Origin of the sequence: Duganella sp. BJB1802, assembly GCF_013369445.1 — a bacterium.
Classification (GTDB): Bacteria; Pseudomonadota; Gammaproteobacteria; order Burkholderiales; family Burkholderiaceae_D; genus Rugamonas; species Rugamonas vulcania_A.
The window spans coordinates 118,288-140,458 of the sequence record NZ_JABWEF010000014.1 but is presented as its reverse complement, the minus strand read 5'-3'; the positions used below and the strand labels follow the sequence as shown (position 1 = coordinate 140,458).

General features: G+C 66.5%; 15 protein-coding genes and 1 pseudogene. 8 read left to right on the top strand and 8 right to left on the bottom strand.

Going from position 1 to position 22,171, the window contains the following annotated elements:
• Positions 1 to 77: 77 nt before the first annotated feature.
• From HUX88_RS21605 to HUX88_RS21585, 6 genes are all read left to right on the top strand, one after another.
• Positions 78 to 998, top strand: a complete 921-nt coding sequence (locus HUX88_RS21605; protein ID WP_176363081.1) for a MoxR family ATPase — start codon at positions 78 to 80, stop codon at positions 996 to 998.
• Positions 999 to 1,004: 6 nt separating this feature from the next.
• Complete coding sequence (locus tag HUX88_RS21600; RefSeq protein ID WP_176363080.1) at positions 1,005 to 2,000, top strand: DUF58 domain-containing protein; 996 nt, start codon at positions 1,005 to 1,007, stop codon at positions 1,998 to 2,000.
• On the top strand, positions 1,997 to 3,784 hold the full coding sequence (locus tag HUX88_RS21595) for a DUF3488 and transglutaminase-like domain-containing protein (protein ID WP_308937139.1): 1,788 nt from the start codon (positions 1,997 to 1,999) through the stop codon (positions 3,782 to 3,784). The genes HUX88_RS21600 and HUX88_RS21595 overlap by 4 nt, the downstream gene beginning before the upstream one ends.
• Positions 3,714 to 4,193, top strand: a complete 480-nt coding sequence (locus HUX88_RS33140) for a DUF4129 domain-containing protein (protein ID WP_308937138.1) — start codon at positions 3,714 to 3,716, stop codon at positions 4,191 to 4,193. Before HUX88_RS21595 ends, HUX88_RS33140 begins: the two co-directional genes overlap by 71 nt.
• The gene (mltB, locus tag HUX88_RS21590) at positions 4,184 to 5,323 is read left to right on the top strand and encodes a lytic murein transglycosylase B (protein WP_117014735.1); all 1,140 of its coding nucleotides are present in this window, start codon (positions 4,184 to 4,186) and stop codon (positions 5,321 to 5,323) included. The genes HUX88_RS33140 and mltB overlap by 10 nt, the downstream gene beginning before the upstream one ends.
• 429 nt (positions 5,324 to 5,752) lie before the next feature.
• Positions 5,753 to 6,088 (top strand): hypothetical protein, encoded by a 336-nt coding sequence (locus HUX88_RS21585; RefSeq protein WP_008446241.1) that lies wholly within the window; start codon positions 5,753 to 5,755, stop codon positions 6,086 to 6,088.
• Between the two features lie 69 nt (positions 6,089 to 6,157).
• Here HUX88_RS21585 and cysM read toward each other — a convergent pair whose 3' ends face one another.
• Positions 6,158 to 7,060 carry a cysteine synthase CysM gene (cysM, locus tag HUX88_RS21580; protein WP_117014736.1) on the bottom strand — a complete coding sequence of 301 codons (903 nt, stop codon included), beginning with the start codon at positions 7,058 to 7,060 and terminating at the stop codon, positions 6,158 to 6,160.
• A gap of 159 nt (positions 7,061 to 7,219) precedes the next feature.
• Here cysM and HUX88_RS21575 point away from each other — a divergent pair.
• Positions 7,220 to 8,987: pseudogene (locus HUX88_RS21575) on the top strand (FAD-dependent oxidoreductase).
• 7 nt (positions 8,988 to 8,994) lie between these two features.
• On the opposite strand, the gene HUX88_RS21570 reads toward HUX88_RS21575, so the two are convergent.
• The 3 genes from HUX88_RS21570 to HUX88_RS21560 form a co-directional block, all read right to left on the bottom strand.
• Complete coding sequence (locus tag HUX88_RS21570; protein ID WP_117014738.1) at positions 8,995 to 10,734, bottom strand: methyl-accepting chemotaxis protein; 1,740 nt, start codon at positions 10,732 to 10,734, stop codon at positions 8,995 to 8,997.
• Positions 10,735 to 10,843: 109 nt separating this feature from the next.
• Positions 10,844 to 12,217 (bottom strand): polysaccharide deacetylase family protein, encoded by a 1,374-nt coding sequence (locus HUX88_RS21565; RefSeq protein WP_229219446.1) that lies wholly within the window; start codon positions 12,215 to 12,217, stop codon positions 10,844 to 10,846.
• Positions 12,214 to 13,536, bottom strand: a complete 1,323-nt coding sequence (locus tag HUX88_RS21560) for an MBL fold metallo-hydrolase (RefSeq protein ID WP_176363079.1) — start codon at positions 13,534 to 13,536, stop codon at positions 12,214 to 12,216. The genes HUX88_RS21565 and HUX88_RS21560 overlap by 4 nt, the downstream gene beginning before the upstream one ends.
• 159 nt (positions 13,537 to 13,695) lie before the next feature.
• Here HUX88_RS21560 and HUX88_RS21555 point away from each other — a divergent pair, with 159 nt between their 5' ends.
• A complete protein-coding gene (locus tag HUX88_RS21555) occupies positions 13,696 to 15,360 on the top strand; it encodes a methyl-accepting chemotaxis protein (RefSeq protein ID WP_301549487.1) in 1,665 nt (554 codons plus the stop codon).
• Here HUX88_RS21555 and HUX88_RS21550 read toward each other — a convergent pair.
• The 4 genes from HUX88_RS21550 to rfaE1 all read right to left on the bottom strand — a co-directional run bounded on the left by HUX88_RS21550 (position 15,357) and on the right by rfaE1 (position 22,167).
• Entirely contained in the window at positions 15,357 to 16,712 is a 1,356-nt protein-coding gene (locus HUX88_RS21550) for a M20/M25/M40 family metallo-hydrolase (RefSeq protein ID WP_117014741.1), read from the bottom strand. The two genes, HUX88_RS21555 and HUX88_RS21550, sit on opposite strands and share 4 nt — an antisense overlap.
• Before the next feature lie 34 nt (positions 16,713 to 16,746).
• A complete protein-coding gene (locus tag HUX88_RS21545) occupies positions 16,747 to 20,379 on the bottom strand; it encodes a PAS domain S-box protein (protein WP_176363078.1) in 3,633 nt (1,210 codons plus the stop codon).
• Between the two features lie 304 nt (positions 20,380 to 20,683).
• Positions 20,684 to 21,097, bottom strand: coding sequence for a helix-hairpin-helix domain-containing protein (locus HUX88_RS21540; RefSeq protein WP_176363077.1), 414 nt, complete (start codon positions 21,095 to 21,097; stop codon positions 20,684 to 20,686).
• A 122-nt stretch (positions 21,098 to 21,219) separates the two neighbouring features.
• Positions 21,220 to 22,167 (bottom strand): D-glycero-beta-D-manno-heptose-7-phosphate kinase, encoded by a 948-nt coding sequence (gene rfaE1 / locus HUX88_RS21535; RefSeq protein ID WP_117014744.1) that lies wholly within the window; start codon positions 22,165 to 22,167, stop codon positions 21,220 to 21,222.
• Between the last annotated feature and the right edge of the window lie 4 nt (positions 22,168 to 22,171).

Genomic DNA, 22,171 nt, shown 5'->3' with positions numbered 1-22,171 from the left:
CCATAGATGGACGGCATGGTATCGCCCGCGCGCTTTCTCGCATAGAATCTGAACAGCGCCCAACTCCCATCGAACCCATGTACACCAAACTGCACGCCGTGGCCCGCCAGGTCGGCGACATCATCGTCGGCAAGGAGCAGCAGATCCGCCTGGCGCTGACCTGCCTGCTGGCCGGCGGCCACCTGCTGGTCGAGGACGTGCCGGGCGTGGGCAAGACCACGCTGGCGCACGCGCTGGCGATCTCGCTGGGGCTGCGTTTCAACCGCATCCAGTTCACCAGCGACCTGCTGCCGGCCGACGTCAACGGCATCTCGATCTACGAGCGCGAGAAGAACGGCTTCGTGTTCCACCCCGGCCCCATCTTCACGCAGGTGCTGCTGGCCGACGAGATCAACCGCGCCACGCCCAAGACCCAGTCCGGCCTGCTGGAGGCGATGGAGGAGCGCCAGGTCAGCGCCGACGGTGTCACGCGCGCGCTGCCCGAACCGTTCTTCGTGATCGCCACGCAAAACCCGACCCACCAGATCGGCACCTTCCCGCTGCCCGAATCCCAGCTCGACCGTTTCCTGATGTGCCTGTCGCTGGGCTACCCGGACGCCGCCGCCGAGCGCGCGCTGCTGATGGGCGAGGACCGCCGCGTGCTGCTCAAGGCCCTGCAACCGGCCATGACGCCGGCCGAGCTGGCCGGGGCGCAGCAGGCGCTCAAGCGCATCCACGCCGCGCCGGCGCTGATCGACTACGTGCAGGCGCTGGCCGCCGCCTCGCGCCAGAACGGCCTGTTCGCCGAGGGCATGAGCCCGCGCGCCGCCATCGCGCTGCTGCAGGCCGCGCGCGCCTGGGCCGCGCTGGAGGGCCGCGACCACGTGCTGCCGGAGGATGTGCAGGCGGTGCTGGTGCCGGTGTGCGCACACCGGCTGCGACCGCTGAAGGCCGCGCACGGCGTGGCGCTGGCCAGCCGCGACCTGGTGCTGCAGCTGCAAAAGTCGGTGCCCGTCTAGAGCGCCATGGCCGGCCCGCTGTCCACGCTCTACCGGAAGGCCCGCGACCAGTGGCTGTTCCAGCTCGGCCCCAGCGAGCCGGGCGAAGTGACGCTGACCATGCGCCGCGTGTTCATCGTGCCGACCCGGCCCGGCATGGCCTTCGCCGGCCTGCTGCTGCTGATGCTGATCGGCTCCCTGAACTACAACCTCGGCCTGGGCTTCGGGCTGACCTTCTTCGCCGGCGCTTGCGCCATCGCCGACATGTACCAGACCGCCCACAACCTGGCCCGCCTGCGGCTCGCGCCCGGCCGCGCGCAGCCGGTGTTCGCCGGCGAGGCCGCGCAGTTCGAGCTGCTGGTGCACAACCAGAGCAAGCGCGACCGCTACGCCGTCTGGCTGGGCTTCCAGGCCGACGGCGAGCCGCGCCAGGTCACCGACGTGCTGGCCGGCGGCGCCAGCGCGGTGCGGCTGTCGGCCGCCACCTCGCAGCGCGGCTGGCTGGAGGCGCCGCGCGTGCGCCTGGTCACGCGCTTCCCGCTCGGCCTGTTCCGCGCGTGGAGCTACTGGCGGCCCGCGCTCAGGGTGCTGGTCTACCCCGCGCCCGAGCTGCCGCCGCAGCCGCTGCCGTCGAGCGGCGCCGCCAGCGAGGACGGCCACGGCACCGTCGGACTGGACAACTTCGCCGGCATCCGCAGCTACCAGCCGGGCGACCCGATGCGCCACCTGGCCTGGCGCCAGATCGCCCGCCACGACCCGGCGCTGGGCGGCCAGCTGGTCACCAAGCACTTCGACGGCGGAGCGGTGGCCGAGCTGTGCCTCGACTTCGCCGAGCTGCCGCCGCAACTGGATTTGGAACAGAAGCTGTCGCGCATGGCGCGCTGGGTGCTGGATGCCGAGCAGCGCGCCCTGCCCTACAGCTTCCGCCTGGCGCAGCACGACTACGGCCCCGCGCTGGGTGACGCCCACCAGGCCGCCTGCCTGCGCGCACTGGCGCTGTTCGGCCACGAGGGCCAGCCATGACCACCACCCCGCCGCCACCGCAGCCGCCCGGCGCCCGCGCCGCCGACAGCAGCGCCAGCACCGCGCCCGCGCCTGTCCCCGGCCCCGGCTCGGGCGCCAGTCCCAGCTCAGGCCCCGGCTCGGGCACTAGCGCCAGCCTCGGCTCCGGCCCCAGCGCCAACGCTGGCCCGCGTGCCCGCCTGTCGCTGCGCCTGACCCGCGACAAGTCCGACACCCTGCTGCTGTTGACCGCCGCGCTGATGGTGCTGGCGCCGCACTTCGAGCACCTGCCGCTCTGGATCGGCATCGTGGTGTGCGCCACGCTGCTGTGGCGCGCCGCCATCACCTGGCGCGGCCGGCGCATGCCGCCGCTGTGGGTGCTGCTGCCGGTGTCGCTGGCCGCGATGGCCGGCGTCTACCGCAGCTTCCACACGCTGCTCGGCCGCGACGCCGGCGTCGCCATGCTCACCCTGCTGCTGGCCTTCAAGCTGCTGGAGATGCGCGCCAAGCGCGACCTGTTCGTGGTGATCTTCCTCAGCTTCTTCGTCCTGCTGACCAATTTCCTCTACTCGCAAACCATGCCGACCGCGCTGTGGATGGGCGCCACGCTGATCGTCCTGCTGACCGCCCAGCAATCGTTCCAGTACACCGGCGCCCTGCCGCCGCTGGCGCGGCGCCTGCGCAAGGCCGTCAGCACCGCGCTGCTGGCCGCGCCGCTGGCGCTGCTGATGTTCGTCGGCTTCCCGCGCATCCAGGGCCCGCTGTGGGGCCTGCCCGGCGACGCCCACAGCGGCCACACCGGCATCTCCGACAGCATGGCGCCGGGCACGCTGTCCTCGCTGGCGCAGTCCGACGCCGTGGCCTTCCGCGCGCGCTTCCCCGGAGGCGTACCGGCGCAGGGCCAGCTGTACTGGCGCAGCATCGTGCTGGGCGACTACGACGGCCGCACCTGGACCCGCGTGCCGCGCCGGCGCGGCCTGCAGCGGCTGGACGTCAACATCGCCACGCGCGGCCGGCCGGTGCACCACGAAATCACCATGGAGCCCAGCAACACCCGCTGGCTGGCCGCGCTGGAGCTGAGCGGCCCGACCTTGTCCCTGCCCGGCCACCGCGTGCGCGACTCCGACGAGCTGGAATTCTTCACCAGCGATCCGGTCACCCAGCGCGTGCGCTACGAGGCCGACGCCTGGACCGATTTCAGCGTGCAAGCGGCCGAGCAGCCGCAACGCATGGCGCGCTGGACCGAGCTGCCGGCCGGCTACAACCCGCGCACGCTGGCACTGGCGCGCCGCTGGCGCCAGACCGTCGCCCCCGGCGCCGACGGCCCGCTGACCGCCCCCCAGGCCGCCGGCGCCGCGCTGCGGGCGCTACCTTCCGCATGGCGGCTACGCCCCGCTGCGCTGCAACCGCCGCTGCTGGGCCGCGACGCGGTCGACGACTTCCTGTTCGGCAGCAAGGCCGGCTTCTGCGAGCACTACGCCGGCGCCTTCGTGGTGCTGCTGCGCGCCATGGGCGTGCCGGCGCGCGTGGTCACCGGCTACCAGGGCGGCGAACTGAACCCGGTGGACGGCTACCTCACCATCCGCCAGTCCGACGCCCACGCCTGGGCCGAGTACTGGGCCGCCGGCGCCGGCTGGCGCCGAGGATCGACCCGACCACCGCCGTCGCCCCGAACGCATCGCCCACAACCTGGCCCGGGCGCTGCCGCAAGCAACAGGTTTCGGCCTCGCCCCCTTGCTAAATCTGCAAAACGACCCCAATTCGTGGTTGAGCCAGATCAGATTCCGTTACGCCGCGTTGAATAATGCTTGGAATCAATGGGTCCTGGATTACAATCCAGACAGGCAGCGAGGTTTCCTCGAAGAACTAAGCTCGGCCTTCGCCAACTGGCGCGGCGCGCTCGGTGCGGCGCTGGTGTGCGCCCTGCTGGCGGCGCTGCGCTGGCTGCGGCGGCGTCGGCCGGTGGCGCCGCTGGACGGGCTGTACGAGCGGTTTTGCCGGCAGCAGGCGCGCCACGGTTACGCGCGCCGCCCGGACGAGGGCCCGCTCGGCTATGCCGCCCGCCTGCGCACCATGCAGGCCAGCCCGGACAAGCATGCCGCGATGGAAAAATTTTTAACCCTGTACGGCGCGCTGAAGTATGGCGCCGCCGGTTCCGAATCACGTTCGGCGTCGCTGACGACGCTCAAAACACTGCTAACCTTATGCCGATGAAGACTTTGATTTCCGCCCTGCTGCTGGGCGCCGCCACCCTGGGCCAGGCCAGCGCCGCCGCCGCCATCGACCCCTACGGCTACAAGCTGCCGCCCAGCATGCAGCCGAAGAAGAAGGCCGCGCCGGCCGCCAAGAAAAAAGGCCCGCCGACTATCGACTACACCGGCGAGTTCGTCAACTTCGGCGACTGGAAGGAGGTGCGCGCCTTCCTCGACGACGTCGCCACCCGCGACGGCTTCGACCGCGCCGAACTGAACACGCTGATGGGCCAGGTGCGCTACGTCGACGCCGCCGTGCAGCTGGTCAAGCCGGCGCCGCCGGGCAAGCCCAAGAACTGGCAGGCGTACAGCAAACTGATCGTCGATCCGGTTCGCATCGACAACGGCGTCAAGTTCTGGAACGACAACCGCGAGGCGCTCGAGCGGGCCGAAGCGCTGTACGGCGTGCCGGCCGAGATCCTGGTCGGCATCCTCGGCGTCGAGACCGTGTACGGCCGCAACACCGGCCGCTTCCGCGTGGTCGACGCCCTGACCACGCTGGCCTTCTCGTATCCCGAGGCGCCGCAGCGCGCCGAGCGCATGGCCTTCTTCCGCGGCGAGCTGGAGGCGACGCTGCTGTTCGCGCGCCAGAACGGCATCGACCCGCTGTCGCTGCGCGGCTCGTTCGCCGGCGCCATCGGCATGCCGCAGTTCATGCCCAGCAGCCTGATGAAGTACGCGGTGGATTTCGACGGCAGCGGCAAGGTCGACCTGCTCAACTCCGGCGTCGACGCCATCGGCAGCGTGGCGGCCTTCCTGGTCGCGCACGGCTGGCAGCGCGAGCTGGGCGGCCCGCTGGTGTATTCCGCCGCCGTCTCGCCCAACCGCGCCTGGGAAAGCATGACCAACCAGGGCCTGAGCGCCAAGTACCGTCCGCAGGAACTGACGGCGGCCGGCGTCAGCACCACGGTGCCGGTGCCGGAACAGCAGACCTACGGGCTGGTGGACTTGCAGAACGGCGCCGAGCCGACCGAGTACTGGCTGGCGAACAATAATTTCTTTGCGATCACGCAATACAACCGCAGTTATTTCTATGCGATGTCGGTGGTCGAACTGGGGCGCGCGGTGCGTCTGGCACGCGGCGGGATGTAAGGAAGCGTAAAGTATCTTGTCCCACAGACTTGCAAACTGTATTGTTTAGTTGACACTTGGCAATTATTTGTACAAACTTGCGGTTACTGTGGGGCTAACGTAAACCGTTCTACAACAAAATTAATTTATAATTAACTTTGTGTGTTCATTAAAAGTGTGCACAGTCAGCTTAGCATATCGTTGGGTGTATAATTCTCACACAATGTTGCAACCGGACAACAATAACCCATGGCAAGCGAGTTTTTTTATTGCTTATGAGTATTAGAAGGCGTGTTGTTGTACAATTGTGTATATATTATGAAACTTGTTATCCCGGAATCCCGTCCGTGTGTGAATTCGTTCCTTGGTAAGGATGAACATTAACGCAGCAAAGCGAGCTCCGAGTGTTGTACTTTGCAGGACAACTTTACAGAAGGAAAAGACGAAATCATGACAAACCAAGTCGGCATAGATATGAACAACGATGCGGATGGCGATGATCTGTTGCAATACAATCCCAACCGCCTGCTCGATACCCTGATCGAGAACCTGCGTCTGAAAAACGACGCGGCCCTGTCGCGCGCGTTGGAAGTGGCGCCGCCGGTCATCAGCAAAATCCGCCACCACCGCCTGCCGGTTGGCGCCTCGCTGCTGATCCGCATGCACGAAGTAAGCGACCTGAGCATTCGCGACCTGCGTTACTTGATGGGCGACCGCCGCAACAAGTTCCGCATCAGCGACAAGCAGTTCAAGCCGAAAGAAGGCGAACCAGGCGGCCAGGGCTGATTTCAGCCCCCCCGTCCTGCCGCCGCGCCCGCCCCTTATCCGGGGGCGGGCGCGCAGTTCACGCTTGGCTTACGCCGGGAACACCCCGGTCGATAAGTAGCGGTCGCCCCGGTCGCACACGATGAACACGATGGTCGCGTTCTCCACCGTTTGCGACACGCGCAGCGCGATTTCACAGGCGCCCGCCGCCGAAATTCCACAAAAGATGCCCTCCTCGGCAGCCATGCGGCGCGCCATGCGTTCGGCCGCCGCCTGCGACACCGGTTCGATCTGGTCCACCCGCGCCCGCTCGTAGATCTTCGGCAGGTAGGCCTCCGGCCATTTGCGGATGCCCGGGATCGACGAGCCCTCCTCCGGCTCGGCGCCGATGATCTGCACGCCCGGGTTCTGCTCCTTCAGGTAGCGCGACACGCCCATGATGGTGCCGGTGGTGCCCATGGCGCTGACGAAGTGCGTCACGCGGCCTTCGGTGTCGCGCCAGATTTCCGGCCCCGTGCCCTCGTAGTGCGCGCGCGAGTTGTCGAAATTGCCGAACTGGTCGAGGATGATGCCCTTGCCGTCCTTCTGCAACTGCTCGGCCATGTCGCGCGCGTACTCCATGCCGCCGGTCTTGGGCGTGAGCAGGATCTGCGCGCCGTAGGCCGCCATGCTCTGGCGCCGCTCCACGCTCAGGTTCTCCGGCATCAGCAGCAGCATCTTGTAGCCGCGCAGCGCGGCCGCCATCGCCAGCGCGATGCCGGTGTTGCCGCTGGTGGCTTCGATCAGCGTATCACCCGGCTTGATGTCGCCGCGCTCCTCGGCGCGCTTGAGCATGGACATGGCGGCGCGGTCCTTGACCGAGCCGGCCGGATTATTCCCCTCCAGCTTGCCGAGGATGACGTTGTTGCGGGCCAGCGCGTCGGCGCCGGGAATCCGGGTCAGCTGCACCAGCGGCGTGTTGCCTATCGTATCTTCCAGAGTCTTGTAAGCCATCGTGTTCTATCGTCAGTGATTTCGCTAAAACAGCCATTCTAATCCGAGTTGCCCGGCGGCGCATTGCGGCCCCCTCCCTCCTAAGTGTTTACACCGGGCGCCGCCCTTGCGCTAGACTTGCAGCATTTCGACCGCCCTCACATTTTCCCCGGAATTATCATGGCCATCACCCCTCTGGAACTGCTCCCCGAATACACCCCGGACGAGCCCACGCCGCAGCTGCCGCTCGACCTGGAACAGCGCCGCCACCAGATCTTCCCCGTGCTCAGCGCGGCCGACATCAAGCATATGCACCGCTTCGGCCACGTGCGCCATTACAGCGACGGCGAGATGATCTTCGAGGCCGGCAAAACCAGCTTCGGCCTGGTGCTGGTGATCAAGGGCGGCATCGAGGTCAGCCGCTACGACGGCCTGGGCAACACCGCCTACATCACCACCCACACGCCGGGCCAGTTCGGCGGCGAGGTGGCGCAGCTGTCGGGCCGTCCCTCGCTGGGCAACGGCAAGGCGGTCGGCGCGGTCGAGGTGCTGGTGCTGCCGTCCGAGTCGCTGCGCGCGCTGCTGGTCGCGCACGCCGAGCTGGGCGAGCGCATCGTGCGCGCGCTGATCCTGCGCCGCGTCGGCCTGATCGAGCAGAATTCCGGCGGCCCCGTGATCGGCGGCCCGCGCGGCCACGGCCGCATCCACACGCTGCAGAGCTTCCTGGCCGCCAACGGCCATCCGCACACCGTGCTCGACCCCGAGCTGGACCGGCAGGCCGCCGACCTGATGGCGCACTACCAGCCCAAACCGGAGGAGCTGCCGCTGGTGGTCTGCCCGGACGGCGTGGTCAAGAAGAACCCGACCGTGGTCGACATCGGCCGCTGCCTGGGCATGCTGCCCGAGCTCGACGGCGACAAGATCTGGGACGTGATCGTGGTCGGCGCCGGCCCGGCCGGCCTGGCGACGGCGGTGTACGCCGCGTCGGAGGGCTTGTCGGTGCTGGCGCTGGAGACGCGCGCCTACGGCGGCCAGGCCGCCGCCAGCGCGCGCATCGAGAACTACCTGGGCTTCCCCACCGGCGTCTCCGGCCGCGCGCTGGCCGGCCGCGCCTACGTGCAGGCGCAGAAGTTCGGCGTCGAGGTGGCGATCCCGGCCCCGGCCGGCCGCCTGATCTGCGACACCTATCCGCTGCAGGTCGAGATGTGCGGCAGCCTGCAACGGCTGAAGGCGCGCACCGTGGTGCTGTCGTGCGGCGCGCGCTACCGCCGGCCGTCGCTGGCCAACCTGCGCCAGTTCGAGGGCAAGGGCGTGTACTACTGGGCCTCGCCGATCGAGGCCAAGCTGTGCAAGACCGAGGAGATCGTGCTGGTCGGCGGCGGCAACTCGGCCGGCCAGGCCGCCGTGTTCCTGTCGGGCCACGCGTCCAAGGTCCACATGCTGATCCGCAAGGACAGCCTGGCCTCTACCATGTCCAGCTACCTGATCGAGCGCATCCAGGCCACGCCCAACATCGAGCTGCACACGCACTCGGAGATCGTGGCGCTGGAGGGCGACGACGACGGCTTGAAGCAGGTCCGCATCCGTAATTCCTTGAACGAACAGGAATGCGACTACGACGTCTGCCGCGTGTTCCTGTTCATCGGCGCCGACCCCAACACCGGCTGGCTGAGCGACTGCGGCGTGGACGTCGACGCCAACGGCTTCATCCGCACCGGCTTCGACGTCACCAAGGCGCAATGCCGCGCCAACTTCGCCGACGGCGTGTATCCGCGCGACCTGCCGTCGCGCTCGGCGCTGGAGACCGGTGCCGGGCGTGTTCGCCATCGGCGACGTGCGCGCCAGCTCGACCAAGCGGGTGGCCGCGGCGGTGGGCGAAGGCGCGGCCGTGGTGTCGCAGATCCACGCCTTCCTGGCCAACCTGCCGGCCGACAAGGTGTTAAGCTAAGCCCGCTTCACCGCGAGCGCGCCAGCGCCAGCCGGGCGCGCGGCGGCGCCAGCCCCGGCCGGCGCGCAACGCCGGCCGCCTCGCCCTTCAGGTGGAACACCTGCACCGACTGGGCCAGCGCCTGCGCATGTTCCTGCAAACTCTCGGCCGCCGCAGCGGCCTGCTCCACCAGCGCGGCGTTTTGCTGAGTGATATCGTCCATCTGCGCCACCGCTCGGTTGACCTCGCCGATGCCCGTGCTCTGTTCCTGGCTGGCCTCGGTGATCTGCGCCATGATGCCGGCCACCTTCTGCACCGACGCCACCAGCACGGTCATGGTGCTGCCGGCATCGTTGACCAGCTTGCTGCCGGCGTCGACCGTCTCCACCGACGCCCCGATCAACTCCTTGATCTCCCTGGCCGCGGCCGCGCTGCGCTGGGCCAGGTTGCGCACCTCCGACGCCACCACCGCGAAACCGCGCCCCTGCTCGCCCGCGCGCGCCGCCTCCACCGCCGCGTTGAGCGCCAGGATGTTGGTCTGGAACGCGATGCCGTCAATGACGCCGATGATGTCGACGATGCGGCTGGAACTGGCCTTGATCGAGCCCATGGTGTCGACCACCTGCGCCACCATCGCCCCGCCCTGCACCGCCACGGTGGAGGCGTCGGCCGCGAACTGGTTGGCCGCGCGCGCGCTGTCGGCGTTCTGCTTGACGGTGTCGGTCAACTGCTCCATCGAGCTGGCGGTCTGCTCCAGCGAGCTGGCCTGGGACTCGGTGCGCGAGGACAGGTCGGCGTTGCCGCGCGCGATCTCGTCGGTCGCCACCAGCATCTCGTCGGTGCTGGAGCGGATGCGGCCGATCATGCCGGTCAGGTTGGTGTTGATGGTGTTCATCGCATCCATCAGGTGGCCGACCTCGTCGTCGCGCTCGACGCGGATGTCGTGGCTCAGGTCGCCCTCGGCGATATTGCGCGCGGTGTCGATCGCGTGGTCGAAGCTGAGCTTGATGTGGCGGTAGATCATGAACAGGCACAGCAGCGACACGCCCACCAGCACGATCAGCAGCGCGATCGCGGTCCAGAACGCCATGTTGGTGCTATGGGCCGCGTTGGTCACCGCCGCGCCGGTGCGCTGGTCCAGCAGCACCAGGAACTCGTTCACCGGCTGCATGATCCTGGCCTTGTTCTTGTGGTACTGCTCGTCGTGCATGATCTTGCGCGCCATCTCGGGATCGGGCGGCCCGCTCTTGGTGAACTTGCCAGTGCCGTCGTCGAACAAGCCCTTGACCGCGTTCATGGCGATGACCTCGGTCTTCACCAGCCCGTCCGAATTGGCCTGCGCCTCCTTCAGCTTGCCGAACTCCTCCTCGGTGAAGCCGGCCTGGCGCATCAGGTCCGCCAGCGCGACGGTGTCGCCGTCCGGCGTGGGCTTGTCGACACCGGCCGCGACGAAATCCCAGTAGATGCGCTCGTAGTGCTGCGGGCGCGGCTTCTTGCCGTTGCGGATATCGAGGATGTCGAGATATTCTTTTTCGTACCTGGGATCGCCGGTGACGACGTAGGTGCGGGCCAGCCGGGTCAGGTCGTCCGAGCTCTGCCGTAATTCGTCGGCCAGCAGATAGGAGCGGTAGCGCGCCTCGCTGGCGTGGTTGAGCTCGGCCTCCTTGGTCGAGATACGCACCAGCGCCCACAAGGTCAGGCAGGACAGCGCCAGACTGACCAGGAAGAACAAAATGAAAATATTCTTGATGGAGAATTTACTTTTCATGATCGCCCCCGACTATTGAGTCAATTGTAGACTCAATATGCACCAATCTGACGCGCCGTACGTGACGGCTTGCCAGATTGTTGTTTCTTGGCGATAGCGCTGTTGCGGCCTAGTCCGGCAGCGGCGCCCACTTCTGCATCGGCGCAGTTTTCATAAAGTCAACCGCCAGCCTGGCCGCGTCAGGCAACAACTGCTGGCGCGCGGTCGCCACGACCACCCAATCCTTCTCGGTGGTCAGCACCTCGATGAAGTACAAGCCATAGCCGTGATAGGTGAAGTCGAACACGGAATCCGGCAGGTGCGGCCCATCGCCGCGCGGCTCGTTCTTGCTGCCCTCGTAGTTTTTCAGCGAGTCCTTGCGGTGAGAAAAACTCAACACCAGCAGCGCGCCGGCGTCGGGCTTGGCCTTGTCGAAATAACCGTATGCGCAGTCGTGCGGCATGTTCTTCACATCCAGCACCAGCGTGGTCTTGAACAGCGCCTCGAACCGCGCGAGCGGGAACGGTTTGGCCAGCAGTGCGCGGCAGCGCGCCATATTGGCCGTATCGCGCGGATCGGGCGCCGGCGCGCCGTCGGCGACGGCCAGCGCGTTGATCTCGAAATCGCCGTCGTCGACCAGCCGCTCCCAGCCCTCGAACCTGCCCATGCCGCGCGTGCGCGCGATCGACAGCAGCAGGCTCTGTCCCGGCGCCGGGCGCTCCGGCTGCAGCTGGTAGACCGGATCGGCATACGCCTGCGCCGGCGGAATGATGGTCCAGCCCATGTCGACGAACTGCTGGATCGCATCCTTGAGCCACAGCGCGTTGATCAGGTTGTGGTGCATCAGCATGACCTGCGGGATATCGCGCCCTTCCAGCTTGCGCGACAGGTCGCGATAGGCGGTCGCGCGCTGGCGCAGGTGCGACAGGTAGGCCTGCCTGATCGGCTCGATGTCGGCCTTGGGATCGGCGCGCAGCACGTCATTGAGTTTTTCATCCAGCCGCCAGTCGCTGGTGTCGAGGCTGACGTAGCCGTTGCGGTAGCCGCTCTGCTTCAGGAACGCCCGCATGCCGTCGCGCTTTTCGGGCGTGTTCCCCTCGCGCAGGAAGGTGTAGCGGAACCACTTCTGATAGCCCGGCAGGGTCGACGTGATGCGGTCGCAGTCCTGCACCTCCTGGCGGTACTGCGCCAGCGTGAGCTTGGCGTCGTTCAGGTCCGGATGGGTCATCGTGTGGTTGCCGAGCGCGTGGCCCGCCTGTCCCCAGGCCTTGGCCAGCGCGTAGCCTTCCGGCTTGTCCGCGCCGTAGCCGCAGGTGACGAACAGCGCCGCCTGCACATGATGCGCGGCCAGCGCGCCGAGCAGCGCCTGGTTGCGCTGCTGCGGCGACAGCAGCGGCGTCGTCTCCAGCCTGGGCCCATCGTCGAACGTGAAGGCCACCGATTGCGCCTGCGCGGTGGAGGCGAAAAACGTGGCGGCGACAAGCAAGGCACGGCCTAAAGTCATTGTGCGGCTCTCTCTTTGATGCGTTGGAGTTGTGCCGACTGATACGCGCCGAAGGCATCGTTGAACAGGCAGCGGATCAGGGGATCATCGACGATATCCGCATCGGGCGGCGCGCCGTTGATGCGCATGTACATCGACGTCAGCGACTCGCCCAGCGCCAGGCCCGCGTACAGTTTGGCGATGGGGATTTCGGTCATCCACGTCGGCGCCTCCTCGTCGCCGGTGAGCGCGATGCGGTCGCCGTGGACGCGGTAGCGGAACTGCCGCACGGCGCCCTCATGGTCGTAGACCGAGAGCTGCCAGATGCACGGCGTGGCGAAGTAGCTGTCGGAAGGCAGCTCCATGTCCTCGTACTTTTCCAGCAGGCCGCTGCGGCAGTAGTCCAGCGCCAGCGCGGTCTGTCCGGCGTCGAGCGGCGCGAAGTGGCCCGCGATCTCGGACGTCGGCGGCGGCACGATATCGGCGTCGTACTCGTAGTCGACATCCTGCTCGCCGACCGGCAGCACCCACGACAGCGGCGCGGATGGCGCCAGCCCTTGCGGCGTCAGCTCCACCGACACCGATGGATTCAGGCGCACGATGGCGGCATCCGGCAGCCAGGCGCCCACCTCCCGCGCGAACTGGCGGTAGGTGATCGGGAACAGCGCATGGTTGTACCACGACCAGGGCTCCTGCACGAACTGGCAGGAACTCGGCACCACATAGCGCGGCGCCAGCGCCCGCAGCTGCTCCGGCCATTCCTCCGGCAGCGCGGGCGCGCCGCCCTGCGCGCGCGACGGCGCGATGACATCGATCTCGCGCATGGTCTGGAAGGGCCACAGCACCATGTCCCACGGCGCGTAGGGCTTGAGTTGTTCCAGCGTCTCCGGGTCCATCCATGAATCGACCACGTTGAGCACATTCAGGCCGGCGGCGCGGATGTGGAACATCGAATCGACATCGGCATCGAGCGCCCGGCGCGGAATGACCTCGATCGCGCCGATCCGCACCGGCGCGTCCACCTCCAGCCGCAGCACGTTGACGAAACCCAGCTCGCGTATCAGCGCAAACAACTCATCGAACAGGCAATACAGGTGGATCGGCGTGGTGCGGTCGAGCAGGTCGAGGCTCTCCAGCGAGCAGTGATCGTCATGGAAATGCGAGATGAAGACCGCGTCCGGTTTCATCCCGCGTATCCGCGCATGGTCGAAACGCACGTCGGGAAAGGCGTGGCAATTCCTGCTGAACGGGTTTTCGAATATCGGATCGAAGGCGATCAGCGTACCGTCGCATTCGAAGACATAGCCTGCGTGCAGGATGCGGGAGATCTTGAGTGTCATGGTTGAAGTAAGCGGCAACGGGCCGCGATGATATCAGCAATACCGGCTGTCCCGGCTTCAGGTAATTCCCTACTCGCATATGGGGATTTCCCGATATTTCCACAATAAAACACTAATTAAACTAAAGGAACTAAAAGCATATTTTTTTGAATGAACCCCATGAACTTAGCCAACTTTAAAATAGGTCACCGGATGGCGGCAGGTTTCGCCTGCATACTGGCGTTGCTGCTCCTCATTGCGCTGCTCGGCGTTAACGGCATGAGTGACGTGCAGGCCCGGCTTGAAGAGATCACCTTCACCAACAACCCGGAATCCGCCCTGGTGATCGAAATGGCGTCGACCATCGACGATCAGACCATCGCACTACGCAACATCGTACTGTACACCGAGATGGACGATATGCTGCCGGAAATGGAGCGCATCAAGGCCGACCAGAAACGCTACAACGACGCCGAAGAGAAACTGCGCAAGATGTTCGCCGGCTCGCCAAGCACGCTGCCTGAGGAAAACGCGCAGTTCGACAAGGCCCGGCAACTGAAAGAAAAATCGCTCCCGCTGATCGCCGAGGCGGCGGCACTGGGCCTGGCCAACAAAAACGAAGAGGCCACCAAGGTATTGCTGGTTAAATTCCGTCCGCTGCAGCACGAATGGCGAGGCACGCTCACGCAATTCGCCGCCTTTGAACAGAAAATGAATGAGCAGGCGGCCCAGGACGCGAGAAAAAACTTCAAGACGGCGCGAACGCTGGTACTCGCGGCCAGCGCGCTGGCGCTGGTCCTCGGCGGCGCGATCTCCTGGTTCATCGCGCGCGGCATCACCCGTCCCATCCAGCGGGCGCTGGAAGTGGCGCAAACTGTCGCCGCCGGCGACCTCGGCAGCCATATCGACGTGACCGGCAAGGATGAGACCGGCCAATTGCTGCTCGCCTTGAAGGAGATGAACGACGGCCTGGTGAGCATCGTCAGCGAAGTGCGCGCCGGCACCGAAACGATCGCCTCGGCCTCCAGCCAGATCGCCACCGGCAACCAGGACCTCTCCAGCCGCACCGAGGAGCAAGCCAGTTCGCTGGAGGAAACCGCGTCGTCGATGGAAGAACTGACCTCGACCGTGAAGCAGAACGCCGACAACGCGCGGCAGGCGAACCAATTGGCGATCACCGCGTCCGAGGTGGCGGTCAAGGGCGGCACGGTGGTGTCCGAGGTGGTGAGCAATATGGAGGAGATCAACGGGTCGGCGCGCAGGATCGTCGACATCATCGGCGTGATCGACAGCATCGCGTTCCAGACCAATATCCTGGCCCTGAACGCGGCCGTCGAGGCGGCGCGCGCCGGCGAGCAAGGGCGCGGCTTCGCCGTGGTGGCCACCGAGGTGCGCAACCTCGCCCAGCGCAGCGCCCAGGCGGCGAAGGAGATCAAGGGCTTGATCGATCACTCGGTGACCAAGGTCGAGCTGGGCAGCAGGCTGGTGGAACAGGCCGGCGTGACCATGAGGGAAGTGGTCGGCAGCATCAGGCAGGTGACCGACCTGATGGGCGAGATCAGCGCCGCCAGCGCGGAGCAGACGGTGGGCATCGGCCAGGTGCAGGAAGCGGTCATGCAGATGGACCAGGCGACGCAGCAGAACGCCGCGCTGGTGGAGGAAGCGGCGGCCGCATCGGAGGCGATGCAGGTCCAGGCCGACAATCTGGCGCAGGTGGTGGGCCGGTTCAAGCTGAAGAGCCAGCCGTCGATGGCGAGGACGGCGGCGCGGCCGCCGAAGCCGGCGCGGGCCCTCATCCAGGGCCGCGGCGCGACCCCGGGCGTCCACGCCCGCCGCGCCAGCTAGCGCAGCGGCACCGGATAGCTGGCCGGGCTGGCGTTGCCGTCGTAGTCGATGGCTTGCACGCCGAAGTAGTAGTTGTCCTTCGACAGCGGCACCGTGTACTCGGTCGCCTTGCCGACGAACCGGCTGCCCTGCCATTCGGCGGCCGTGGTGTCGCGCCAGACGATGCGGTAGCCCGCCAGGTCGGGCTCGGCGTTGGCTTGCCAGACCAGCTCGGTATCGTTCTGCAGCTTGGCGGTGCGCACCTGCACCCCGGCCGGCGCGGCCGGCGCCAGCGACAGCGAGGACAAGGCCGCCGCGTTCACCCGCGCCACCTGGGCGATGTAGTTGAAGTCGTCGTACTGCGGCAGGTCGCCGATCGGCACGCCGTTTTCGGTGCGGATGTTCTGGTGCTGGTGGTTGAAGTCCTCGGCCGGCTCGGTGAAGCGCAGCGCCGCGTAGCCGCGCTCCAGGAACGGCATGTGGTCGCCGCCGCGCAGGTAGCGGTCGCGGCGCTGGATGATGTTGACCTTGAACTTGGGCACATAGCGCTCGCCGGCCTCCTTCACCGCCCGCGCCAGCTGGCGCGACAGCGAATCGTTCTCGCCGCCGGTCTGGATCAGCGTGCGCACGGCGTCGCTGTTTTCCTTCTGCACCGGCAGGCCCTCGGCGAACAAGCGCACCTGCGTGTCGTCCACCTTGCCGTGCTCGTCGCGCGAGCTGCCGATGATGTCGTTGGTGAACATGCCGGCGATGTTCAGGTTCTTCTGCCTGGCCTGCTCGGCCCAGTGCGCCGCGCCCAGCAGGCCCTGCTCTTCCGCCGCCACCGTCATGAAGACCAGCGTGGCGTCGAACTTGTATTGGGCCATCACGCACGCCATCTCCATCACGGCGGCGGTGCCGGAGGCGTCGTCGTTGGCGCCCGGCGCGTCGCCCTTGGCGTCCATGATGTCGGTGTTGCGCGAGTCGTAGTGGCCGCTGACCACGTACATGCGGTCCACCGACGCCGCCTGCGTGCCCGGCAGGGTCGCCACCACGTTGACGATCTCGGTCGGCCGGCTGATGCGCGCGGAGACCGGCGCGACATGGCTGTCGAACGCCACCCGCAGGCGCCCGCCCCGGGCCGCGCCGCAGCGCTCCAGCTCGCTCTTGATCCAGCGCCGTGCCGCGCCTATGCCCTCGGTGTCGGAGACCGTGTCCGACATCGTATGGCGCGTGCGGAAGCCGGCCAGCTTGTTGATATAGCCTTCGATGCGGGCCGGCGAGATCTCCCGCACGATCTGGTCGATCTGGGCCTGGTGGCGGCCGGTGTCTGGGGCTGCCGCGAAGGCTGGCGCGACGGCCAGCAGCGACAAGATGAGGGACTTGCAATACATCGTCGGTCTCCGGTGAAAAGATCCCGCCATCTTCTCACGTCGCCGCCGCCCGGTGTGCAAGCGCGGCGGATTGCTCCGTCATCAACATGGCCTCGAACGCGGCACGCGACACCGGCTTGCTGAAAAAATACCCCTGCACCAGCGAGCAGCCGTGCGCCCGCAGGTAATCCGCCTGCGCCTGGGTTTCGACGCCCTCCGCCACGACCTCCAGCTGCAACGACGCCGAAATCGACAGCATCGCCTTCACCAGCTCGCACTGCCGGCGCGCATGCGGAATGCCTTGCACGAACGACTTGTCGATCTTGATCTGCGCCACCGGGAAGCGGTGCAGATAACTCAACGCCGAATAACCGGTGCCGAAGTCATCGATCGAGAGCGAGACGCCCATGCCGTCCAGCTCGGCCAGCATGTCGGCCACCTCCGGGCTGTCCTCCAGCAGCAGACCCTCGGTGATCTCCAGCTCCAGCCATGCGGCGCGGCATCCGCTGTCGGCCAGGATGCGGCGCACCGCCCCCACCAGGTCGTTGCGCAGGAACTGGCGGGTCGACACGTTCACGGCCATCTTCACCGGTGCGGCCGATGCCGCCTCCAGCCTGCGGTTCAGGTCCGCCGCGGCGGCGCATGCGCTCGCCAGCACCCACTCGCCGATCTCGACGATCAGGCCCGATTCCTCGGCGATCGGAATGAACCGGTCCGGCGGCACCACCCCATGCCCCGGACGGTTCCAGCGCAGCAGGGCTTCGGCCCCGACCACGCGCCCGCTCGGCAAATCGATCTGCGGCTGGTAATGCAGGACCAGCTCTCCCTTGTCGCAGGCCTTGCGCAGCGCCGACTCCAGCTCCAGCTTCTCGGAGAATTGCTCGCCCATTTCCCTGGCGTAGAACTGGAAATTATTGCGCCCTTTTTTCTTGGCGAAATACATGGCCGTATCGGCGTACCTGAGCAGCGCCTCCATCTCGACACTGTCATCGGGGAACAGCGCGACGCCGATGCTGCACGAGACGAACAACTCACGGCCTTCGATATGGAACGGTTCGGCCAGCGCCTGCAGTATTTTCCCGGCGACCGTCTCCAGGTCGCCTTTGTCGCGCAACTCCGGCAGCAGCACGCCGAATTCGTCGCCGCCCAGCCGCGCTATCGTGTCGGAGGCGCGCACCGCGTATTTCAGGCGTTGCGCCACCTCGCACAACAGGCGGTCGCCGGCGCCATGGCCCAGCGTATCGTTGACTTGCTTGAAGCGGTCCAGGTCGAGAATCATCAGCCCGGCCAGGTCGCGATAACGCTGGGCATGCGCGATCTCCACGCGGATGCGGTCGAACAGCAAGGCGCGGTTCGGCAACTTGGTCAAGCTGTCGTAGAAAGCCAGGTGCCTCACCTTCTTGCGGTATTGGTCGATTTCCGTGATGTCGCGTCCGACCGCCAGCACCCGCGCCACCTGGCCGGCGTCGTCGAATTCCGGACTGAGGCGGATATGCGAGCATTGCCCCACGCCCTCGACCTGCCAGTGCAGCTCGAAATCGCGCGGCTCGCCGTGCTCGAAGACCGCGCGCATCTTGTCCATGTATGCCTGCGCGTGGGTGCCGCCGGGATATTCGATCGGCGTCGTGCCCAGGATTTGTCCCCGGCCTTTTTCCATTTGCGTGATCAGCTTCTGGTTGGCGTAGAGCCGGCGGCAGTCCCGGTCGTAGCGGGCGATCGTGTCGGGCGAATTTTCCGCCAGCGTGCGGAACTCCTGCTCGCGGGTGAGCAACAGCGCCTCCATGCGCTTGCGTTCGGTGATGTTACGGATCATGGCCATGTTGTAGCCTTGGCCGTCGGACTCCAAATAGTTCGCAACGATTTCAACCGGAAAAATGCGGCCGTCCTTGGTCCGGTGGCGGCGCTCCAGCGTCAGCGAACCGCTCGACCGGAGATCGCGCCAGTGTTCGCGCCAAAGCACTTCGTGGCAGTCGGGATCGATATCGAGCACGCGCCGGCCCCGCAACTCCTCCTTGCTGTAGCCCAGGCCGCGGCAAGCGTGCTGATTGGCATACGTGATGCGTCCCTGGTCGTCGATCAGGTACACCGCTTCCTCGATGTGATCGATGGCATAGTTCAGCAGGCCCAGCTCGTCTTCGCGCCGCTTGCGCTCCGTGATGTCGCGGCTGATGCCCAGTACGCCGACGAGCTCGCCGCCGGCGCCCCGCACCGCCACCTTGCGGGTTTCCAGCAAGATGCGCCTGCCGCCCCCGGCGACACGCCCCCATTCCTCGTAGATGCAGACGCTGCCGGCATCCATGGCCTGCCGGTCTTTTTCGCGGAAGAAGTCCGCCAGTTCGCCCCCGACGAAATCGTAGTCGGTCTTGCCGACGATGGCGGCCTGCGACGCATCGAAGTAGCGTTCGAACGCCGGATTGCAGGCCACGTACACACCATCGGGATCTTTCAGCCAGATGAAGTCCGGCAGTGTCGTCATCACGCTGGCCAGATGGTTCCTGGATTCCTCAAGCGCGCGTTCGTTCTGTTTGCGCTCGGTGACGTCATACATGAACCCATGCCAGACCGTGGAGCCGTCCGATTCGCGCAGCGGGGTGGAGCGCGCCTCGACCCAGCGCTCCGGCCATCCCGGCCGGCAGACGCGGAACACCAGCTCCAATGCCGACAGGCTGAGCACCGTCTCGGCCAGGGCGGCCTCGATGCCGGGCCGGTCGGCGGGATGCAACAGCGCGTGCAAGGGCGCCATGTCGCTCTCCACATCCACCGGCGGCAAGCCAAAGAGATCGACGATGCCGGGGCTGGCGAAGGCAAAACTGTAATGCCCGTCGGGCGAGCGGCGCAGGGTATAGACAAAGCCCTTCACGTTGGCGACGAAATGCGCCATCCGGCGCTCGGCTTCGCGGATGGCCGTCAGGTCGCGCGCGATGGCGAGCACGGTCGCCACCTGGCCGTCCGTGCCGGGTTCCGGCACCAGCAGCACGTTGTAGTCGCGGCGCAGCTGGTCGCGGTCGACGCAGTCGACGTTGATCTGATTGGCCGCGCCGCTGGCAAAGACCGCGCGGATGGCCTCCATGAGTTTGCCGCTCTGCCGCTCCCCCAGCAGCATGCCGTCGCTGGGCGAACAGCCGATCAACGCCGCCACGGGCTTGCCGAATATCCTGTCCACGGCCCGGTTGACATAGAGCCGGCGGCAATCCCGGTCATAGCGGTAAATCGGGTCGGGGCAGTTCTCGGCCAGGGAACGGAACTGTTCCTCGCGCGCGACCAGGCACTCCTCCATCGCCTTGCGCTCGGAGATGTCGATCATCACCCCGTGCCACTCGGTGGCGCCGTCCGCCTGCCTTTGCGGCGTGGAGCGGATTTCCACCCAGCGCTGTCCCCGGTCGGGATGCGCGATCCGGATTTCGATACGGAACGGCGCCAGCGTCCCTGCCGTTTCCGTCATCAGTTTCAGCAGGCGCGCCCGGTCGTCCGGATGGTAGCGGGCGCGCAGCGTGGCGGCATCGGCGCGTATCTCTTCGGGACGCAGGCCGAACAACCGCTCCAAGCCAGCGCTGGCATAGGGGAAACTGGTATGGCCGTCCACCTCGACACGGATGGTGAACAGGAAGCCCGGCACGGCGGCGGCAACCGACGACAGCCGCTCCTGCAGCTTGGCCTGCTGCAATTGAAGACGCGTTACCTGACGCATCGGGCGACAGCGGCTGAGAGAGGTCTTCGGCGCTCTGCGTCGAAAGGTCGATGACATAGGCTTCTTCGAGATCACGCACTTCGTCGGACCAGGGCCGCGAGCAGGCATGCAGGGAGTATTATTTCGATAAGGAAATTACCCTTATGTTTTAAGAAATAATACAGATGAACTTTCCCGAATGCTATCGACTTAGGCTGATCTCGCTGTAGGGATTGCCTTACGCTGCGCTGGCGGCGGATGTCGCATTGGGGAGGATGGGAAAGCCGAACGCCCGCCTGGCGGCGGGCTGGCGTGCTGCGAGGGACTACTTGGCGGGTGCCGCGGGCTTGTCGGCCTTGTCGGCCTTGTCGGCCTTGGCGGCTTTCGCCGCGGCCTTGTCGGCTTTGGCTGCGGCCTTGTCGGTGGCCTTGTCGGCTTTGGCGGCAGGCGCCGTGGCGGCCGGGGCGCCGTCCAACGGCTTGCCGTTCACGACCAGGCCCGCTTGCGACAGCTTGACGGCGTTTTTCTCGCCGATGCCCTTCACGCGCTTCTCCAGGTCCGCCCAATCCTTGAAATCGCCCTTCTTGCGCTCTTCCATGATGGCCTTCGTTTTGGCGGGGCCGATGCCCTTGACCGAATCCAGCGCGGCGGCGTCAGCCTTGTTGACGTCGACCTGCGCGAAAGCGAAGCCCATCGTTGCAATCAGGGTTGCAACTGCCAGCAAAAGTTTCTTGAACATGTCTCAATCTCCATGGTGGGTGAAAGGCGGCAAGCGCGCCTTGAACACCCTTAACGGCCAACCTCGACGGCGGTTGACAGATAATCCATGAAGCTTTTATGACAAGCGTCAAAGCCCGGCCGTCAGGCGTTGAACAACTCCTCGCGCGTCACGGTCGCCGTGCCCAGCTTGCCGACCACGATGCCGCCGGCGCGGTTGGCCGTCTGCACCGCCTCGTTCCAGCCCACGCCCGCGCCCAGCATGGCGGCCATGGTGGCGATCACCGTGTCGCCCGCGCCGGAGACGTCGAACACCTCGCGCGCCTGCGCCGGCATGTGGAATTGCTCGCCGTCGGTGTACAAGGTCATGCCCTCTTCCGAGCGGGTCAGCAGCAGCGCGTCCAGCTTGAGCTCGGCGCGCAGCGCCTGCGCCTTGGCGGTCAGCTGCTCTTCGCTGTTCCAGCTGCCGACGATGCGCTTCATCTCCGACTTGTTCGGCGTCAGCACGGTGGCACCGGCGTAGCGGCTGAAGTCGTCGCCCTTCGGATCGACCATCACCACCTTGCCGGCCGCGCGCGCCGAGGCGATCATGTCGGCCACGTTCACCAGCGAGCCCTTGGCGTAGTCCGACAGCACGATCACATCGTAGTCGGCCAGCAGCGCCTTGAACTGCAGCAGCTTGTCGCGCAGCACGGTGTCGGTCGGCGGCTCCTCGAAGTCGATACGCACCATCTGCTGCTGGCGGCCGATCACGCGCAGCTTGATGATGGTGGAGATGGCGTCGTCGCGCTTCAGGTAGCTGTGGATGCCGCCGCTTTGCAGCATCTGCTCCACTTCATTGCCGGCCTCGTCCGCGCCCACCACGCCCAGCAGCCCGGCGCGCGCGCCCAGCGCGGCCGCGTTGCGCGCCACGTTGGCCGCGCCGCCCAGGCGCGCCTCGCGCTTCTCGATGCGGACGATGGGCACCGGCGCCTCCGGCGAAATGCGGCTGACGTCGCCGAACCAGTAACGGTCCAGCATCACATCGCCTACCACCAGGATGCGCACCTGCTCCAGCGCCGGTGCTTTGTATATCGTAACGTCAGTGCTCACAAAT